At 59.1% G+C, this 16,061-nt stretch carries 15 protein-coding genes; 14 read left to right on the plus strand and 1 reads right to left on the minus strand.

Going from position 1 to position 16,061, the window contains the following annotated elements:
• Positions 1-31: 31 nt before the first annotated feature.
• Entirely contained in the window at positions 32-937 is a 906-nt protein-coding gene (locus MHM37_RS06290; RefSeq protein ID WP_239296854.1) for a LysR family transcriptional regulator, read from the minus strand.
• A 203-nt stretch (positions 938-1,140) separates the two neighbouring features.
• Here MHM37_RS06290 and salA point away from each other — a divergent pair, with 203 nt between their 5' ends.
• The 14 genes from salA (at position 1,141) to MHM37_RS06360 (ending at position 16,055) form a co-directional block, all read left to right on the plus strand.
• Complete coding sequence (salA, locus tag MHM37_RS06295; RefSeq protein ID WP_239296856.1) at positions 1,141-2,439, plus strand: salicylate 1-monooxygenase; 1,299 nt, start codon at positions 1,141-1,143, stop codon at positions 2,437-2,439.
• 339 nt (positions 2,440-2,778) lie between these two features.
• Positions 2,779-3,894, plus strand: coding sequence for a muconate/chloromuconate family cycloisomerase (locus MHM37_RS06300; RefSeq protein WP_239296858.1), 1,116 nt, complete (start codon positions 2,779-2,781; stop codon positions 3,892-3,894).
• Positions 3,895-3,942: 48 nt separating this feature from the next.
• Positions 3,943-4,233 (plus strand): muconolactone Delta-isomerase, encoded by a 291-nt coding sequence (gene catC / locus MHM37_RS06305; protein ID WP_189463586.1) that lies wholly within the window; start codon positions 3,943-3,945, stop codon positions 4,231-4,233.
• Between the two features lie 63 nt (positions 4,234-4,296).
• Entirely contained in the window at positions 4,297-5,271 is a 975-nt protein-coding gene (gene catA, locus MHM37_RS06310) for a catechol 1,2-dioxygenase (protein WP_096921903.1), read from the plus strand.
• An 80-nt stretch (positions 5,272-5,351) separates the two neighbouring features.
• Positions 5,352-6,719, plus strand: a complete 1,368-nt coding sequence (locus tag MHM37_RS06315; protein ID WP_239296860.1) for a Rieske 2Fe-2S domain-containing protein — start codon at positions 5,352-5,354, stop codon at positions 6,717-6,719.
• Positions 6,720-6,751: 32 nt separating this feature from the next.
• A complete protein-coding gene (gene benB / locus MHM37_RS06320; protein WP_096921910.1) occupies positions 6,752-7,240 on the plus strand; it encodes a benzoate 1,2-dioxygenase small subunit in 489 nt (162 codons plus the stop codon).
• 24 nt (positions 7,241-7,264) lie between these two features.
• Positions 7,265-8,290 (plus strand): benzoate 1,2-dioxygenase electron transfer component BenC, encoded by a 1,026-nt coding sequence (gene benC / locus MHM37_RS06325; protein ID WP_044630806.1) that lies wholly within the window; start codon positions 7,265-7,267, stop codon positions 8,288-8,290.
• Entirely contained in the window at positions 8,287-9,087 is an 801-nt protein-coding gene (gene benD / locus MHM37_RS06330) for a benzoate diol dehydrogenase BenD (protein ID WP_231125687.1), read from the plus strand. The genes benC and benD overlap by 4 nt, the downstream gene beginning before the upstream one ends.
• Positions 9,088-9,161: 74 nt before the next feature.
• On the plus strand, positions 9,162-10,409 hold the full coding sequence (locus MHM37_RS06335; RefSeq protein ID WP_239296862.1) for a benzoate/H(+) symporter BenE family transporter: 1,248 nt from the start codon (positions 9,162-9,164) through the stop codon (positions 10,407-10,409).
• A 503-nt stretch (positions 10,410-10,912) separates the two neighbouring features.
• A complete protein-coding gene (catA, locus tag MHM37_RS06340; protein WP_096921903.1) occupies positions 10,913-11,887 on the plus strand; it encodes a catechol 1,2-dioxygenase in 975 nt (324 codons plus the stop codon).
• Positions 11,888-11,967: 80 nt separating this feature from the next.
• Positions 11,968-13,335 (plus strand): Rieske 2Fe-2S domain-containing protein, encoded by a 1,368-nt coding sequence (locus tag MHM37_RS06345; protein ID WP_239296860.1) that lies wholly within the window; start codon positions 11,968-11,970, stop codon positions 13,333-13,335.
• A gap of 32 nt (positions 13,336-13,367) precedes the next feature.
• Positions 13,368-13,856 carry a benzoate 1,2-dioxygenase small subunit gene (gene benB / locus MHM37_RS06350; RefSeq protein WP_096921910.1) on the plus strand — a complete coding sequence of 163 codons (489 nt, stop codon included), beginning with the start codon at positions 13,368-13,370 and terminating at the stop codon, positions 13,854-13,856.
• A gap of 101 nt (positions 13,857-13,957) precedes the next feature.
• The gene (locus tag MHM37_RS06355) at positions 13,958-15,130 is read left to right on the plus strand and encodes an ABC transporter substrate-binding protein (protein ID WP_239296864.1); all 1,173 of its coding nucleotides are present in this window, start codon (positions 13,958-13,960) and stop codon (positions 15,128-15,130) included.
• Positions 15,131-15,194: 64 nt separating this feature from the next.
• Positions 15,195-16,055, plus strand: coding sequence for a branched-chain amino acid ABC transporter permease (locus MHM37_RS06360; protein WP_044630589.1), 861 nt, complete (start codon positions 15,195-15,197; stop codon positions 16,053-16,055).
• Positions 16,056-16,061: the final 6 nt, after the last annotated feature.

The raw sequence follows: 16,061 nt of genomic DNA on the forward strand, positions 1-16,061 counted from the left end.
CCTCTTTAAGGTAGATGCCGCTCTAGGTGGCTTACTCGGAAAACATGCTAAATATAACCCCCCGCAGCCAGCGGTTGCCGGGGTCTTGATGGAAACGGCGATGCCAGAAAAGATTGATGGGAATGTCTGGAAAGGCCAGCGGGTGCTCGCGAACGGTGAGGCCAAATCGTTCGCACGTCGCTTCGGCCAATTTATTCGTAACCGTCACGACGAGATCGCTGCTGCCCACGATGTAGGGGATGGCAGCGAAATGCGGCAGCGTCAATCTCACCGGGCGCTGAATGCTCGCGTTGGCGAGCTGCTCTTCTACCACGCCATGACCGGTACCGCTCGCGACGATGACGGCATGATGGGCCGAACGAAACTCCTCGAGACCAAAATCGCCCGTGGCGAGTGGGTGGTTGTCACGCATCAGGCAAACATAGCGCTGCTCGAATAGCCGCTGTTGATAAAAGCCAGCGCCCAGCTGCGGTATCAGCCCAACGGCTAGATCGATCTGCCCCTCTTCCATCTCATACTTCAGCGCGTGGTGGCTGCTGTGAGCGGTGTGGAGCGAGACACCGGGAGCCACCTGGGATAAATGCTGCAGTAAACGGGGCAGGAAAACGATTTCCCCAATGTCGGTCATGTTGAGGTGAAAGGTACGGCTACTAAGGGCTGGGTTGAAATCGTTGTGTAGGTTCAGCGTGTCATTCACTCTCGCTAACGCGTCGGCAAACCCGGGATAAAGCTGGCTTGCGCGGGGCGTGGGCTGTAACCCTTGCGAGGTGCGTTCGAAGAGTTCGTCGTTCAATAGAAGACGTAAACGCTTCAAGGCATGGCTGACCGCAGGCTGGGTAATGCCCAGGCGTAGCGCGACACGCTGTGTGTTTTGCTCCTGGTAGAGCAGATCGAACACCACCAGCAAGTTGAGATCGATATCGGCAAGCTTGATCATCACAATGGCCTCTGACGGGCATGCGACGATTGTCTACTTCTGTCGCGGAGTGCTAGCTCAACTCTTTGTTTCATATAGTTATTAGCGCCGTTTATAGTTTGAATGAAGAGGGCTGTGTGGTGGCCATTGCCTCCTCCTAATAGCGTTATCAGTAGAGCGTGAGGCTCGACATGATAACGATACACTGTGAAAGGGAGTGAAGCATGCACGTCAAACATACCCAGCCAAAACGTCTCTCCATTGGCATTGTGGGGGGCGGGATCGGTGGCGTCGCCTTTGCCGTTGCGCTGTCGCGAGATAGCGGCCTTGATGTCCAGCTATTCGAAGCCGCTCCCCAGTTCTCCGAAATCGGCGCTGGGGTCTCCTTTGGCCCCAATGCGGTACGAGCCATTCAGCTGTTGGGGTTGGAAGCGGCCTATCAACGTATTGCCGACGCCTCACCAGCCCCCTTCGAAGATGTGTGGTTCGAGTGGCGCCGAGGCAGTGATGATACCTACTTGACGGCCAGCCTAGCGCCGGGCGTTGGCCAATCCTCGGTACACCGTGCCGACTTCCTGGATGCGATCGTGGCCCATCTGCCGGAGGGCATCGCGCATTTCGGCAAACGCTGTGTCGCGGTGACGCAAGACGCCGCTAGCGCCACTGCCCACTTCGATGATGGCACGCACTTTACGGGGGATGTCATCATCGGCTTTGACGGCATCAAATCGGCGGTTCGCTCCCATGTATTACCGCCCGACCAGTTTGGCGATATTGCGCCCTTCTGGAGCGGTACTTACGCGTATCGTGGCATGATCCCCACCCACACCTTAGAGACAGCGCTCGAGGCTAATGGCAGCGAGAAACGTTTGGCATGGGTGCCGCAAATGTATCTCGGTAAAGATCGCCATATTTTGACGTTTCCGGTCAAACAGTCCCAGCTCGTCAACGTCGTAGCCTTCATCACGGACCGCTCGGTTCCTCACCCGCGACTACCCGATGGGGAGGAGTGGGTTCAGGCCGTCAGCCAGCAGGAAATGTTACACGTCTTCGAAGGCTGGAGCCCGGCTTGCCAGGCTATTCTCGCATCCATCGCCGAACCAACGCGCTGGGCGCTGCATGAGTTGCCCGAGCTTCCCTTCTATCAGCGCGAGCGGGTCATGGTTGTCGGCGATGCCGCCCATGCGCTCGTGCCCCACCAAGGGGCGGGGGCCGGACAGGCGCTCGAAGATGCCTACGTGCTGGCGACGCTACTGACAGACGTCCGCTGCGATCATCGCCGTGTGAGCGACGTGTTGGCCGCTTTCGAGCACGTGCGCCATGCACGCACGTGTCGAGCGCAGCGTACTTCCCACGACGCCGGCGATGTCTATGAATATTCGGGAAAAGGCATTGGGGGCGATGAGAGCAAGCTCATCCACGATCTGGAAAATCGCTTCGACTGGCTGTGGAATCACGATCCACACGACGATGTCATTGCGGCTCGGCAGTATCTCGAAACCGTATCTCGAGACCGTCTCTAGAAACTCCGCTTGAGGCGAGTGCGCGTCGAGCAACACGCTTGGATCATTCTTTTGTCTTATGGCGCTCTGTATCACGGCGAAGTGATTGCGTGGCTCTTTAACACGCGGTTGCGTATCGATACGCGCTTTATCCGGCGCTGAGCGCCCCTGGCGAGGGCACGTCTCGTGCAGCGGCTCTCGCACTCGGGGTTATGGGGAAAAAGTGGCTGAATAGCCGAGCCTGTCATGCGCTTGTGATACCTCCTTGGTATGGACGCGCACTTAAACAATATTGGTTCCGGCTTGCACGGGCACGCAAACTGCTCGATAGCGAAACGATTGCCTGATGCCGGAGCTGCCATGTCAACTGTTATCCAACGAATAGAGACGCTTCTGGTCGATTTACCGACCATCCGTCCTCATAAACTATCGATGACCACCATGGCCTGCCAGACCATGGTGATCATCCGCATGCATCACTCAGACGGTATCGAGGGGTTGGGCGAAGGCACGACCATCGGCGGCCTAGCCTATGGCCCGGAGAGTCCCGAGAGCATCAAGCGCAACATCGATACGTACTTGGCACCTCTGCTGATTGGCCAGCCTTCCCAGAACATTCACCACGCCCGCGCGCTGCTCAATCGGCATGCGCGCGGCAACATGATTGCTAAATCCGCACTGGAAATGGCGCTGCTCGATGCCCAAGGCAAGCGCCTGGGGTTGAGCGTGGCCGAGCTGCTGGGAGGCGTGCGTCAGGAGCATATCCCCGTGCTATGGACGCTCGCGAGTGGCGATACCGCGAAAGATATCGATGAAGCCATGCTGCGTTTAGAGCAGCGTCGGCACTGTGACTTCAAATTGAAAATTGGCGCCAATCCCGTGGGCCAGGACGTCCGCCACGTAGCGGCCATCAAGGAGGCCTTGGGAGACCGGGCGAGCGTGCGCGTCGATGTCAATCAAGCGTGGGACGAATCCACCGCCGTTCGCGGTATTCAGTCGTTACAAGAGGCGGGTATCGAGTTGATCGAGCAGCCCATCGGCGCGCGTGAGCATGCGGGGTTGGTGCGTTTGGCGAACCGCTTCAATGTGCCCATGCTCGCCGATGAGGCCGTCCAGGATGCGCGTGACGGCCTTGATTTGGTATGCAGCGGCTTCAGCGGAGCCTTTGCACTGAAACTCGCCAAGTCGGGCGGGATTTACGGCGCACTGGAGCTCGCGCATGTCGCCCAGGCGGCTGGCATCGGCCTGTATGGTGGCACCTTGCTGGAAGGCACGATCGGTACCGCCGCGTCGCTGCATACGTGGGCAACACTACCGACCATGACCTGGGGAACGGAAATGTTCGGCCCGCTCTTGCTGCAAGACGATATCGTGGTGTCGCCTCTCGACTACAACGAATTTGGGGTGGCCTTACCGCCTGGGCCAGGACTGGGGATCACCTTGGATGAAGATAAGTTGGCGCACTACGCGCGCTAGCCAACGCGCCGCACGCAAAGACCGGAAACGAAAAGGAGAGCCATCGATATGCTGTTTCAAGTCGAGATGACCGTCAAATTGCCGACCGATATGCCCGCCGAGCAGGCCGCGAATATCAAGGCAACCGAAAAAGCGTACTCCCAGGACCTGCAGCGCCAAGGCAAATGGCGCCACCTGTGGCGGGTGGCCGGTAGCTACTCGAACGTCAGTATCTTTGACGTGGAGGACAATGCCGAGCTTCAAGAGCTGGTCAGTAACCTGCCACTGTTCCCCTACATGGAGATCAGCGTCAAGCCGCTTTGCCGCCACCCCTCGTCCGTACGTGACGACGACAGCTAATGCTCGGCGGAGCGCGCCAAGGTACTGAGCCATAACATCTATAATAATGTAGCGAGCTATCTCATGACCGTAAAAATCTTCGACACGCCCGAGGTTCAAGACTTTCTCAACGCCGTGGCCGGCCTGGACCAGGCAGGCGGCAACGACCGCGCCAAGCAGATCGTGCATCGCCTGGTGGGCGACCTGTTCAAACTGATCGACGACTTCGATGTCACCGAAGAAGAGTATTGGGCCGCCGTGAACCTGCTCAACGCGCTGGGTAGCCAGACCCAGTTCGGCCTGCTCTCGCCGGGGCTGGGGTTCGACCACTTCCTCGACATGCGCCACGACGCCATCGACGCCGAAGCCAAGCGCACCGGCGGCACCCCGCGCACCATCGAAGGCCCGCTCTACGTGGCCGGCGCCCCGGAAGCTGACGGCTTCGCCCGGATGGACGACGGCAGCGACCCTGACGGCGAGACCATGTGGCTGACCGGCCAAGTGCGCGACGTGAACGGCCAGCCGATCCCCGGCGCCAAGGTCGAGATCTGGCACTGCAACTCCAAAGGCGGCTACTCGTTCTTCGACCCTTCCCAGGACGAGTACAACATGCGCCGCACGATCTATGCCGACCGCGACGGCCGCTACACCGCCCGCAGTATCGTCCCGTCGGGCTACGGCGTGCCCGAAGGCGCCCCCACGGACGTCGTGCTCAAATCGCTGGGCCGCCACGGCCAGCGTCCGGCGCACATTCACTACTTCGTCTCGGCCCCCGGCCATCAACACCTGACGACTCAGATCAACCTCGCCGGTGACCCCTACACCTTCGACGACTTCGCCTTCGCCACGCGCGAAGAGCTGGTGGTGCCCGCCGAGCGCATCGACGACCCCGCCGAGATCGCCCAGCGCGATCTGGACGGCCCCTTCGCCCATGTGGTGTTCGATGTCGAGTTAGCGCCCACCGACGCCGCCGAGCTGCAGGTACGCCACGCCCGCCCCCGCGCCAAGGAAGACGAGCAGGACCTGGCCAGCCAACTGGCCGGTACGGCCAAGGTATAACCCCCTGTTTAAGAGGCGGGTCTTCCCCTTGGCCCGCCTTGACGCCCTAACAGCGCGACATCCTAACGAGGAGAGCGATCATGACCACACAGCTTGATCAACTCGAAGCCCGCGTGCGCGGAGCGGTACAAGACGACCCGGATCACGGCATTTTCCGCTGCCACCGCAGCATGTTCACCGACCCCGCCTTTTTCGAGCTGGAGATGAAGCACATCTTCGAAGGCAACTGGGTCTTTCTGGCCCACGAGAGCCAAGTGGCCGAGCCGGGCGACTACTTCACCACCACCGTTGGTCGTCAGCCGATCGTCATCACCCGCGACAAGCAGGGCGAGTTGCACGGCTTGATCAACGCCTGCGCCCACCGCGGTGCCACCCTATGCCGCCGCAAGCGCGGCAACAAAGGCACCTTCACTTGCCCGTTCCACGGCTGGACCTTCAAAAACGACGGCCAGCTGCTCAAAGCCAAAAACGAAAAGACTGGCGCCTACCCCGACCAGTTCAAGCAAGACGGCTCCCACAACCTCAAGCGCCTACCGCGCTTCGAGAACTACAAAGGCTTCCTGTTCGGCAGCCTCAGCGACGACGTGCTGCCCCTCGAGCAGCACCTGGGCGAAACCACCAAGGTCATCGACAACATCGTCGACCAAGCCCCCGAGGGTCTGGAAGTGCTGCGTGGCACCTCCTCCTACACCTACACCGGCAACTGGAAACTGCAGGCCGAAAACGGCGCCGACGGCTATCACGTCAGCTCCGTGCACTGGAACTACGCCTCCACCATGGAGCGCCGCAACTACGACGCCGGTGGTACCAAGGCGGTGGACGCCGACGGCTGGTCGAAGAGTAAAGGCGGCTTCTACTCCTACGAAAACGGCCACATGATGCTCTGGACCCGGCTACTCAACCCCGAGGTGCGCCCGGTCTACCAAGAAAAAGAGTGGATCCAAGAGCAGCTAGGCGAGGCGCGTGCCGACGCCATCGTCAATCAGACGCGCAACCTCTGCCTCTACCCCAACGTCTACCTGATGGACCAGTTCTCCACACAGATCCGCGTGCTGCGGCCCATCGACGTCAACAAAACCGAAGTCACGATCTACTGCTTCGCCCCCAAAGGCGAGTCGGCCGAAAACCGTCGCGTACGTATCCGCCAATACGAAGACTTCTTCAACGTCTCCGGCATGGGCACGCCGGACGACCTCGAAGAGTTCCGCGCCTGCCAAGAAGGCTATAACGGCGCGTTGGCCGAATGGAACGACCTCTCCCGCGGCGCCCAGCAATGGATCGAAGGGGCTGATGAGAACGCCCAGGCCATCGACATGAAACCGCTGCTCAGCGGCGCCTCCCCCGAAGACGAAGGGCTCTACGTGCTGCACCACCAACACTGGGTCAGCGAAATGCTGCGCGCCATCGACAAAGAGCGTCGCCAGTTCATCGCCACGGCGACCGCCTAAACGTCCGATGCCAGAAGAGAGGAGAGAACGCCATGAGCATCAGCTATCACGACATCCAAGCCTTTTTATACCGCGAAGCGCGCCTACTAGATGACCGCGAGTGGGACGAGTGGCTTGCGCTGTATCGTAAGGACGCCGAGTTCTGGATGCCCGCCTGGGACGACGATGATCAGCTCACCCGCGATCCGCACAGCGAGATCTCGTTGATCTACTACCCCAACCGCGAAGGGCTGGAAGATCGGGTCTACCGGATCAAGACCGAGCGCAGCGGGGCGAGCACGCCGGAGCCGCGCACCACGCACCAGGTGACCAACCTCGAAATCTTGTCGCAAGACGACCAGACGGCCGAGCTGCGGTTCAACTGGCACACGCTGAGCCACCGCTACAAGAAGACGGACAGCTTCTTCGGCACGAGCTTCTACACCCTGGACGTCTCGGGTGAGCGCCCGCTAATCACAAGAAAAGTCGTGCAGTTGAACAACGACTACATCCATCAAGTCATCGACGTGTATCACGTGTGACTCGATGGGAGAGGAGATTTCATCATGAGCTATACCATTGCCCTCAACTTCGAAGACGGCGTGACGCGTTTCATCGGCTGTAAAGAAGGGGAAACCGTTCTTGACGCGGCTTACCGCCAGAAAGTGAATCTTCCGATGGACTGTTCCGACGGCGTATGCGGCACCTGCAAAGGCCACTGCGAGCAGGGCGAGTTCGATATGGGCGACGAGTATCTGGAGGAGGCGCTCTCTGATGAGGAAGCGGCCGAAGGCCAAGTGCTGACCTGCCAGATGGTGCCCTCTTCAGACTGCGTTATCCAAGTGCCCGTCGCGTCTACGATGTGTAAAACCCAGGTGGGCAAGGTCGAGGGAACGGTCGCTGCCGTCGAGCAGCTCTCCGAAGACAGCATCGAGCTGGTAGTCGAACTGGAGGAGGGTCAGGAGCTTGCCTTTTTGCCTGGCCAGTACATCCATATCGACGTGCCTGGCACGGAGCTGCATCGCTCTTACTCTTTTAGCTCTCAGCCAGGCGATCAGCGGGCCACGTTCCTGATTCGCAATATCCCCAATGGGGTGATGAGTGGCTATCTGACCGACCGTGCCGCCGTGGGTGACAAGCTTACACTGACAGGCCCGTTAGGCAGCTTTTACCTACGTGAAGTCACGCGCCCGATACTGATGCTGGCAGGCGGTACGGGGCTGGCACCCTTTTTGTCCATGCTAGCGCAGCTGGTCGAGAAGGGTTGTGATGCGCCCATCCACATGATTTACGGCGTCAATAAAGACGATCATCTGGTAAAAATCGACGCCTTGGAGGCGATCGCGGAGAAGCTGCCCAGCTTTAGCTACGCCACCGTGGTGGTGGATGAGGCCAGCGAGCACCCGCGAAAAGGGTATGTGACCCACCATATGGATGCCGCCGTGATGCATGAGGGGGATGTGGATGTGTACTTGTGTGGGCCGCCTCCGATGGTCGACGCAGTGCTCAAGCATTTCGACACGGAAGGCATCGAACCGCAAAGCTTCTACTATGAAAAATTTACGCCTAACCAAGCGGGAGCGTCATCATGAGCGATCAACGTTTGGATAGGGCTCGGTTTCAGGACCGAGTAATGATCGTCACCGGGGCCGCTCAAGGGATTGGGCGGCGGGTGGCCGAACGTGCGGCGATGGAAGGCGCACGCCTGGTGCTGGTAGACCGCTCTGACTATATCCACGAGGTCGTGGAAGACATCCGTCAGGGCAGTCGTGAGGTGGTGGCGGTACAAGCAGACCTGGAGACCTGGGCAGGTGCCGAGCAGGCGATGCAGTCGGCGGTCACCGCGTTTGGGCGTATCGATATTTTGATCAATAACGTGGGGGGCGCCATCAATTTCAAACCCTTCACGGAGTTTAGCGAAGCGCAAATTTCCGCAGAGATCACCCGCTCCCTGATGCCGACGCTATGGTGCTGCCGCGCGGCGCTGCCAACGATGGTGTCCCAGGGCGCGGGTGTGATCGTCAACGTCTCTTCCGTGGCGGCACGCGGGATTCATCGTATCCCTTACTCGGCGGCCAAGGGCGGTGTCAACGCACTCACTGAGTCGCTGGCTTTTGAGTACGCTGAGGCGGGCATTCGTGTCGTGGCGGCGGGCATTGGCGGCACCGAAGCGCCACCCCGTCGCATCTCTCGTGGAACGCCCGAGCCCAGTAATGACACCGAGCGCGCTTGGTTCCAAGCCCACATCGACCAGACCAAGCAAAGTTGTTTGATGAAGCGTTACGGCACGCTCGATGAGATGGCCGCCCCCATTCTGTTTCTGGCGTCCGATGAGGCGAGCTACATCACAGGGAGCGTTCTACCGGTCGGTGGGGGTGATCAAGGCTAATCGAACCGTTAGCCATCGTCGTAAACCCGTTGTCAAAATAACGCTAAATACTACAAAAACCCCTGGAGCACACCGTGAAACATATAGAAAAAGGCGTGAGCCTACGGCATGCGCCTCGCGATTTTCTACGTGACCTCAATGCTGACAATGCCAGTACAGGGTTAGTCGCCGGCATCTTAGGTCTCAGCGTTGGCGTCGTCCATATCAGTGCGGGCACGTCAGCAGGTCTCGCCCCCTCCTTCATCATGATCTGGGTCATCAGCTATTTGATGATCAACGGTTTGTTTGGGCTGTTCATGCCCGCTTACTACCGTCTACCGCTGCCGATGGCAAATTCCATTCCAGGCGCGCTGATGTTTGCCGCGGTCATTCCGGTGATCGGGCTAGAAGCGGCCTTGGGCGCTGGTCTTATCGCTGGCATCATTACGCTGATAGCGGGCGTGACCGGTGTCATGGGCATCGTGATGCGGTTGATACCGATGCCGATTGTGATGGGCATGGTCGGCGGTATGCTGCTTAGCTTTGGGCTCAACATGGTCAAGCCGCTGGAAAACGCGATGGTGCCAGCCGCGATCATGATGTTGGCTTTCTTTATCTCGGCGAGAGTCTTGCGCAAAATTCCCCCGCTCATCATCGCCATGGCGGCAGGGCTTGCTTACCTGACAGTCACCGGAGTGGATCTTTCGGGAATCCAAGCGACCATCCGGTTTCCGGAGTTCATTCTGCCGACGTTCACTCTGGAGGCGTTTCTCACCTATGGGTTGCCGCTCGCGATTATCCTGGTCGGGATGGAGACGCCGGCAGGCGTGGGCTTGGTCAAAGGAATGGGCTATAAGGACGCGCCCGCGAACGCGATCACGGCCGTGGGTGGCATCGGAACCATCGTGTCATCGTTCTTCAATCTACACAGTACTTGCATCGCGGCACCCATGACCGGGGTATGCGCCTCACCGGAGGCCGGTGCCCATGACAAACGCTGGGTCGCAGCGGTCATTGCCGGGGCTATTTTTATCGTGGCGGCGCCTTTCTATGGTTATGTGGTCAGCCTGCTGGAAGCCACGCCTCGCTACTTCATCACCATCATCGCTGGCTTGGCGCTGATGCGTGTCATCACGTCCTCCATGACCATTGCGTTTGCGGGCAAGAAACACGAAGTAGGAGCGCTGTTCGCCTTTTTAATTGCCGCTTCTGGTATTCAAATATTGGGAATCGGCGCAACGTTCTGGGCCCTGGTCCTTGGAGTGGTAGTATCGGCTATTTTTGAAACCAAAGATTTTGACGTCATGTTTACGCGTAGAGCGGCCCAGAAACATAGCGGATAGCAAGTTCTGCTTTGTTACTCTTTTGATGCGTTTGGCCCGTACATGCTTAGGCAGTGCGGGCTTTTTTCTATGGATGTCCGTTGAGGCCTTTGTGCTTTGGTCGTATCCCACCCCGACTTTGGACAGAGTGTGTTGGCCGTTCCTAGCCCATCCTTACCTGCGCGACGGGATATACTCGATAATGCGTCGAAAGGTGGGTTTATTTGTTAGCTTGCTATCCTTGTTTTTGGTTTTTTATTAAATAAAAACAAAAGGTTGTGCTTTTCGTGTGATGTCCTGTGTGCGACCGCACAAAAAACGAACGCTGCTTGAGATACCTTCGAAGTATGGGTGAGAACTCAAACGATATTGGTCTGTTAATGGGTGCTTGTTCGATATTGTCGTGAAGAGTACAGAGACACAGTGTCCTCATGTCCTAAGTAGATACTCAATCACTTCATCGACAAACGTCCATTCGGTGATTGGGAGATAAATAACGATAAAACTAACAATAGGCTTTAACCATGACCGTAAAGATCTTTGACACGCCCGAGGTTCAAGACTTTCTCAACGCCGTGGCCGGCCTGGACCAGGCAGGCGGCAACGACCGCGCCAAGCAGATCGTGCATCGCCTGGTGGGCGACCTGTTCAAACTGATCGACGACTTCGATGTCACCGAAGAAGAGTATTGGGCCGCCGTGAACCTGCTCAACGCGCTGGGTAGCCAGACCCAGTTCGGCCTGCTCTCGCCGGGGCTGGGGTTCGACCACTTCCTCGACATGCGCCACGACGCCATCGACGCCGAAGCCAAGCGCACCGGCGGCACCCCGCGCACCATCGAAGGCCCGCTCTACGTGGCCGGCGCCCCGGAAGCTGACGGCTTCGCCCGGATGGACGACGGCAGCGACCCTGACGGCGAGACCATGTGGCTGACCGGCCAAGTGCGCGACGTGAACGGCCAGCCGATCCCCGGCGCCAAGGTCGAGATCTGGCACTGCAACTCCAAAGGCGGCTACTCGTTCTTCGACCCTTCCCAGGACGAGTACAACATGCGCCGCACGATCTATGCCGACCGCGACGGCCGCTACACCGCCCGCAGTATCGTCCCGTCGGGCTACGGCGTGCCCGAAGGCGCCCCCACGGACGTCGTGCTCAAATCGCTGGGCCGCCACGGCCAGCGTCCGGCGCACATTCACTACTTCGTCTCGGCCCCCGGCCATCAACACCTGACGACTCAGATCAACCTCGCCGGTGACCCCTACACCTTCGACGACTTCGCCTTCGCCACGCGCGAAGAGCTGGTGGTGCCCGCCGAGCGCATCGACGACCCCGCCGAGATCGCCCAGCGCGATCTGGACGGCCCCTTCGCCCATGTGGTGTTCGATGTCGAGTTAGCGCCCACCGACGCCGCCGAGCTGCAGGTACGCCACGCCCGCCCCCGCGCCAAGGAAGACGAGCAGGACCTGGCCAGCCAACTGGCCGGTACGGCCAAGGTATAACCCCCTGTTTAAGAGGCGGGTCTTCCCCTTGGCCCGCCTTGACGCCCTAACAGCGCGACATCCTAACGAGGAGAGCGATCATGACCACACAGCTTGATCAACTCGAAGCCCGCGTGCGCGGAGCGGTACAAGACGACCCGGATCACGGCATTTTCCGCTGCCACCGCAGCATGTTCACCGACCCCGCCTTTTTCGAGCTGGAGATGAAGCACATCTTCGAAGGCAACTGGGTCTTTCTGGCCCACGAGAGCCAAGTGGCCGAGCCGGGCGACTACTTCACCACCACCGTTGGTCGTCAGCCGATCGTCATCACCCGCGACAAGCAGGGCGAGTTGCACGGCTTGATCAACGCCTGCGCCCACCGCGGTGCCACCCTATGCCGCCGCAAGCGCGGCAACAAAGGCACCTTCACTTGCCCGTTCCACGGCTGGACCTTCAAAAACGACGGCCAGCTGCTCAAAGCCAAAAACGAAAAGACTGGCGCCTACCCCGACCAGTTCAAGCAAGACGGCTCCCACAACCTCAAGCGCCTACCGCGCTTCGAGAACTACAAAGGCTTCCTGTTCGGCAGCCTCAGCGACGACGTGCTGCCCCTCGAGCAGCACCTGGGCGAAACCACCAAGGTCATCGACAACATCGTCGACCAAGCCCCCGAGGGTCTGGAAGTGCTGCGTGGCACCTCCTCCTACACCTACACCGGCAACTGGAAACTGCAGGCCGAAAACGGCGCCGACGGCTATCACGTCAGCTCCGTGCACTGGAACTACGCCTCCACCATGGAGCGCCGCAACTACGACGCCGGTGGTACCAAGGCGGTGGACGCCGACGGCTGGTCGAAGAGTAAAGGCGGCTTCTACTCCTACGAAAACGGCCACATGATGCTCTGGACCCGGCTACTCAACCCCGAGGTGCGCCCGGTCTACCAAGAAAAAGAGTGGATCCAAGAGCAGCTAGGCGAGGCGCGTGCCGACGCCATCGTCAATCAGACGCGCAACCTCTGCCTCTACCCCAACGTCTACCTGATGGACCAGTTCTCCACACAGATCCGCGTGCTGCGGCCCATCGACGTCAACAAAACCGAAGTCACGATCTACTGCTTCGCCCCCAAAGGCGAGTCGGCCGAAAACCGTCGCGTACGTATCCGCCAATACGAAGACTTCTTCAACGTCTCCGGCATGGGCACGCCGGACGACCTCGAAGAGTTCCGCGCCTGCCAAGAAGGCTATAACGGCGCGTTGGCCGAATGGAACGACCTCTCCCGCGGCGCCCAGCAATGGATCGAAGGGGCTGATGAGAACGCCCAGGCCATCGACATGAAACCGCTGCTCAGCGGCGCCTCCCCCGAAGACGAAGGGCTCTACGTGCTGCACCACCAACACTGGGTCAGCGAAATGCTGCGCGCCATCGACAAAGAGCGTCGCCAGTTCATCGCCACGGCGACCGCCTAAACGTCCGATGCCAGAAGAGAGGAGAGAACGCCATGAGCATCAGCTATCACGACATCCAAGCCTTTTTATACCGCGAAGCGCGCCTACTAGATGACCGCGAGTGGGACGAGTGGCTTGCGCTGTATCGTAAGGACGCCGAGTTCTGGATGCCCGCCTGGGACGACGATGATCAGCTCACCCGCGATCCGCACAGCGAGATCTCGTTGATCTACTACCCCAACCGCGAAGGGCTGGAAGATCGGGTCTACCGGATCAAGACCGAGCGCAGCGGGGCGAGCACGCCGGAGCCGCGCACCACGCACCAGGTGACCAACCTCGAAATCTTGTCGCAAGACGACCAGACGGCCGAGCTGCGGTTCAACTGGCACACGCTGAGCCACCGCTACAAGAAGACGGACAGCTTCTTCGGCACGAGCTTCTACACCCTGGACGTCTCGGGCGAGCGTCCGCTAATCACAAGAAAAGTCGTGCAGCTGAACAACGACTACATCCATCAAGTCATCGACGTGTATCACGTATAAGCCGCATCGATGAGACAGGGACATCGCTGATCGTGTCTTCCAACAACGCGAAGCGCGATGGACATAACAATCTAAAACAACACAATCCTGGTGAATCCATAATGAAAAATGTCAAAAAGACCACTCTCGTTGCTGCTCTGGGTACCACTCTGACGCTGTCGGCCATGGGCCTTTCGGCGAATGAAGTTCCCGTGAAACTGGGGCTGATGCTGCCTTATTCAGGCACCTATACAGCGCTGGGCGAAGCCATCACTAACGGCTTGAAGCTGGCCATCGAGCAGGAGGGGGGACAGTTGGGCGGTCGCGACGTCGAGTACGTCGAGCTGGATTCCGAAGCCGATCCTTCCAAGGCCCCGCAAAACATGAGTCGTTTGGTCAACGGCGACAACGTGGATTTCGTGATAGGCCCGGTGCACTCAGGCGTGGCGATGGGCATGCTGCGTGTGGCCAAACAAACCGGCGCCATCACGATCATTCCCAATGCGGGGCTTGGGGCGGCGACCAACGAGCTGTGCATGCCGAACGTGTTTCGCACCTCCTTTAGCATGTGGCAAGACAGCTATCCCATGGGAAAAGTGGCCTACGAGCAGGGGCACAGAAACATCGTGACCATTACCTGGGACTACGCGGGTGGGAAAGAGGACCTAGCGGGCTTTGAAGAGGCCTTTACCGCGGCAGGTGGTGACATCGTTCAGCAGATTCTCGTGCCGTTTCCGAGCACCGAATTCCAGAGTTACCTGACGCAGATTGCCAGCCTTCAGCCGGATGCCGTGTACACCTTCTTCGCGGGGGGCGGTGGTGTCAGCTTCGTGAGGGATTACGCGGCGGCGGGGCTCAACGAGAGCATCCCGCTGCTGGGGTCCGGGTTCCTTACCGAAGGTAATCTAGCCGCCCTGGGCGATGCGGGTGAAGGCGTCATGACCACGCTTCATTACGCAGAGACGCTAGAAAACGACGCGAACCGCTCGTTCGTGGCCGCCTATGAAGACGCCTACGGAGAAGCGCCGGATACGTACGCGGTGCAAGGCTACGATACCGGCATGATGCTAGCCCAGGCGCTCAATGTACTCGGTGGAGACACGTCAGACCGCGATCGACTAATCGATGTCTTGGCAAATGTTCAGTTAGCTAGTCCGCGCGGTCCGATGAGCTTCTCGGATTCCCACCACCCCATCCAGAATGTCTACCTCCGCGAGATTCGTGACGGCAAGCACGAGGTCGTCAGCATTGCTGCCGAGAATCTAGAAGTGCCCGACGACGCCTGTCAGATGTAACGACACTTCGTACAGCTTGGGAGCGGGGCAATCCCGCTTCCCCTTTTATGCTCGGAGGGGTCTTATGGATCTCGCATTTTTTGGTGTCCAGCTGCTCAATGGGCTCCAGTATGGGTTGCTGCTGTTTTTGATAGCCAGTGGGTTAACGCTGATTTTTGGGATCATGGGCATCATCAATTTGGCCCATGGTGCCATGTACATGATCGGTGCCTATTTGGTGTATGACCTGACCATGCGTTTCGGCAACTTCTGGTTGGCCATCTTGGTTGCGATCCCCATCGCTATCGCACTCGGCCTGGTCATCGAGCGGCTGTTTCTCGACACGCTCTACAAGCGCGACCATCTCTATCAAGTGCTGCTGACCTTTGGGTTGATTTTAGTGCTCAACGAAGCCCAGCGAATCATCTGGGGCGGCGACGTGCATCGCGTGCCGGTACCTGCGCCGTTCGACGCCAGTATCCAACTCACCGACAACCTGCAGTATTCGGTCTATCGGCTCTTCGTCATGGGCGTTTGTCTGGTGTTGGCCGGCGTCATCTATGGCGTCATTCGCCATACCCGTCTGGGCATCATCATCCGGGCCGGTGCCGTGAATCGCGACATGGTGGAGGGGCTCGGTATCAATGTCCGTACGCTCTTCACACTGATTTTTAGCGTGGGTGTGGCGCTCACCGCCTTTGCCGGCATGATTGCCGCGCCACTCACGTCGATTGCCCCCGGCATGGGTGACAGCATTTTGATCACCTGCTTCGTGGTCGTGGTCATCGGGGGGATTGGCTCCATCAAGGGTGCCTTTTGGGGTGCCATCATCATCGGTATGGCTACGACCTTCGGCGCTGTGCTCATTCCCAGTCTCGCCAGCATGGTGATCTATCTGATCATGGCAGCGGTTCTTTTGGTGAAACCGCGCGGTCTTTTCGCGTGAGGAGAA

The organism is Halomonas sp. MMH1-48, assembly GCF_022348105.1.
Taxonomy (GTDB): Bacteria; Pseudomonadota; Gammaproteobacteria; order Pseudomonadales; family Halomonadaceae; genus Vreelandella; species Vreelandella piezotolerans.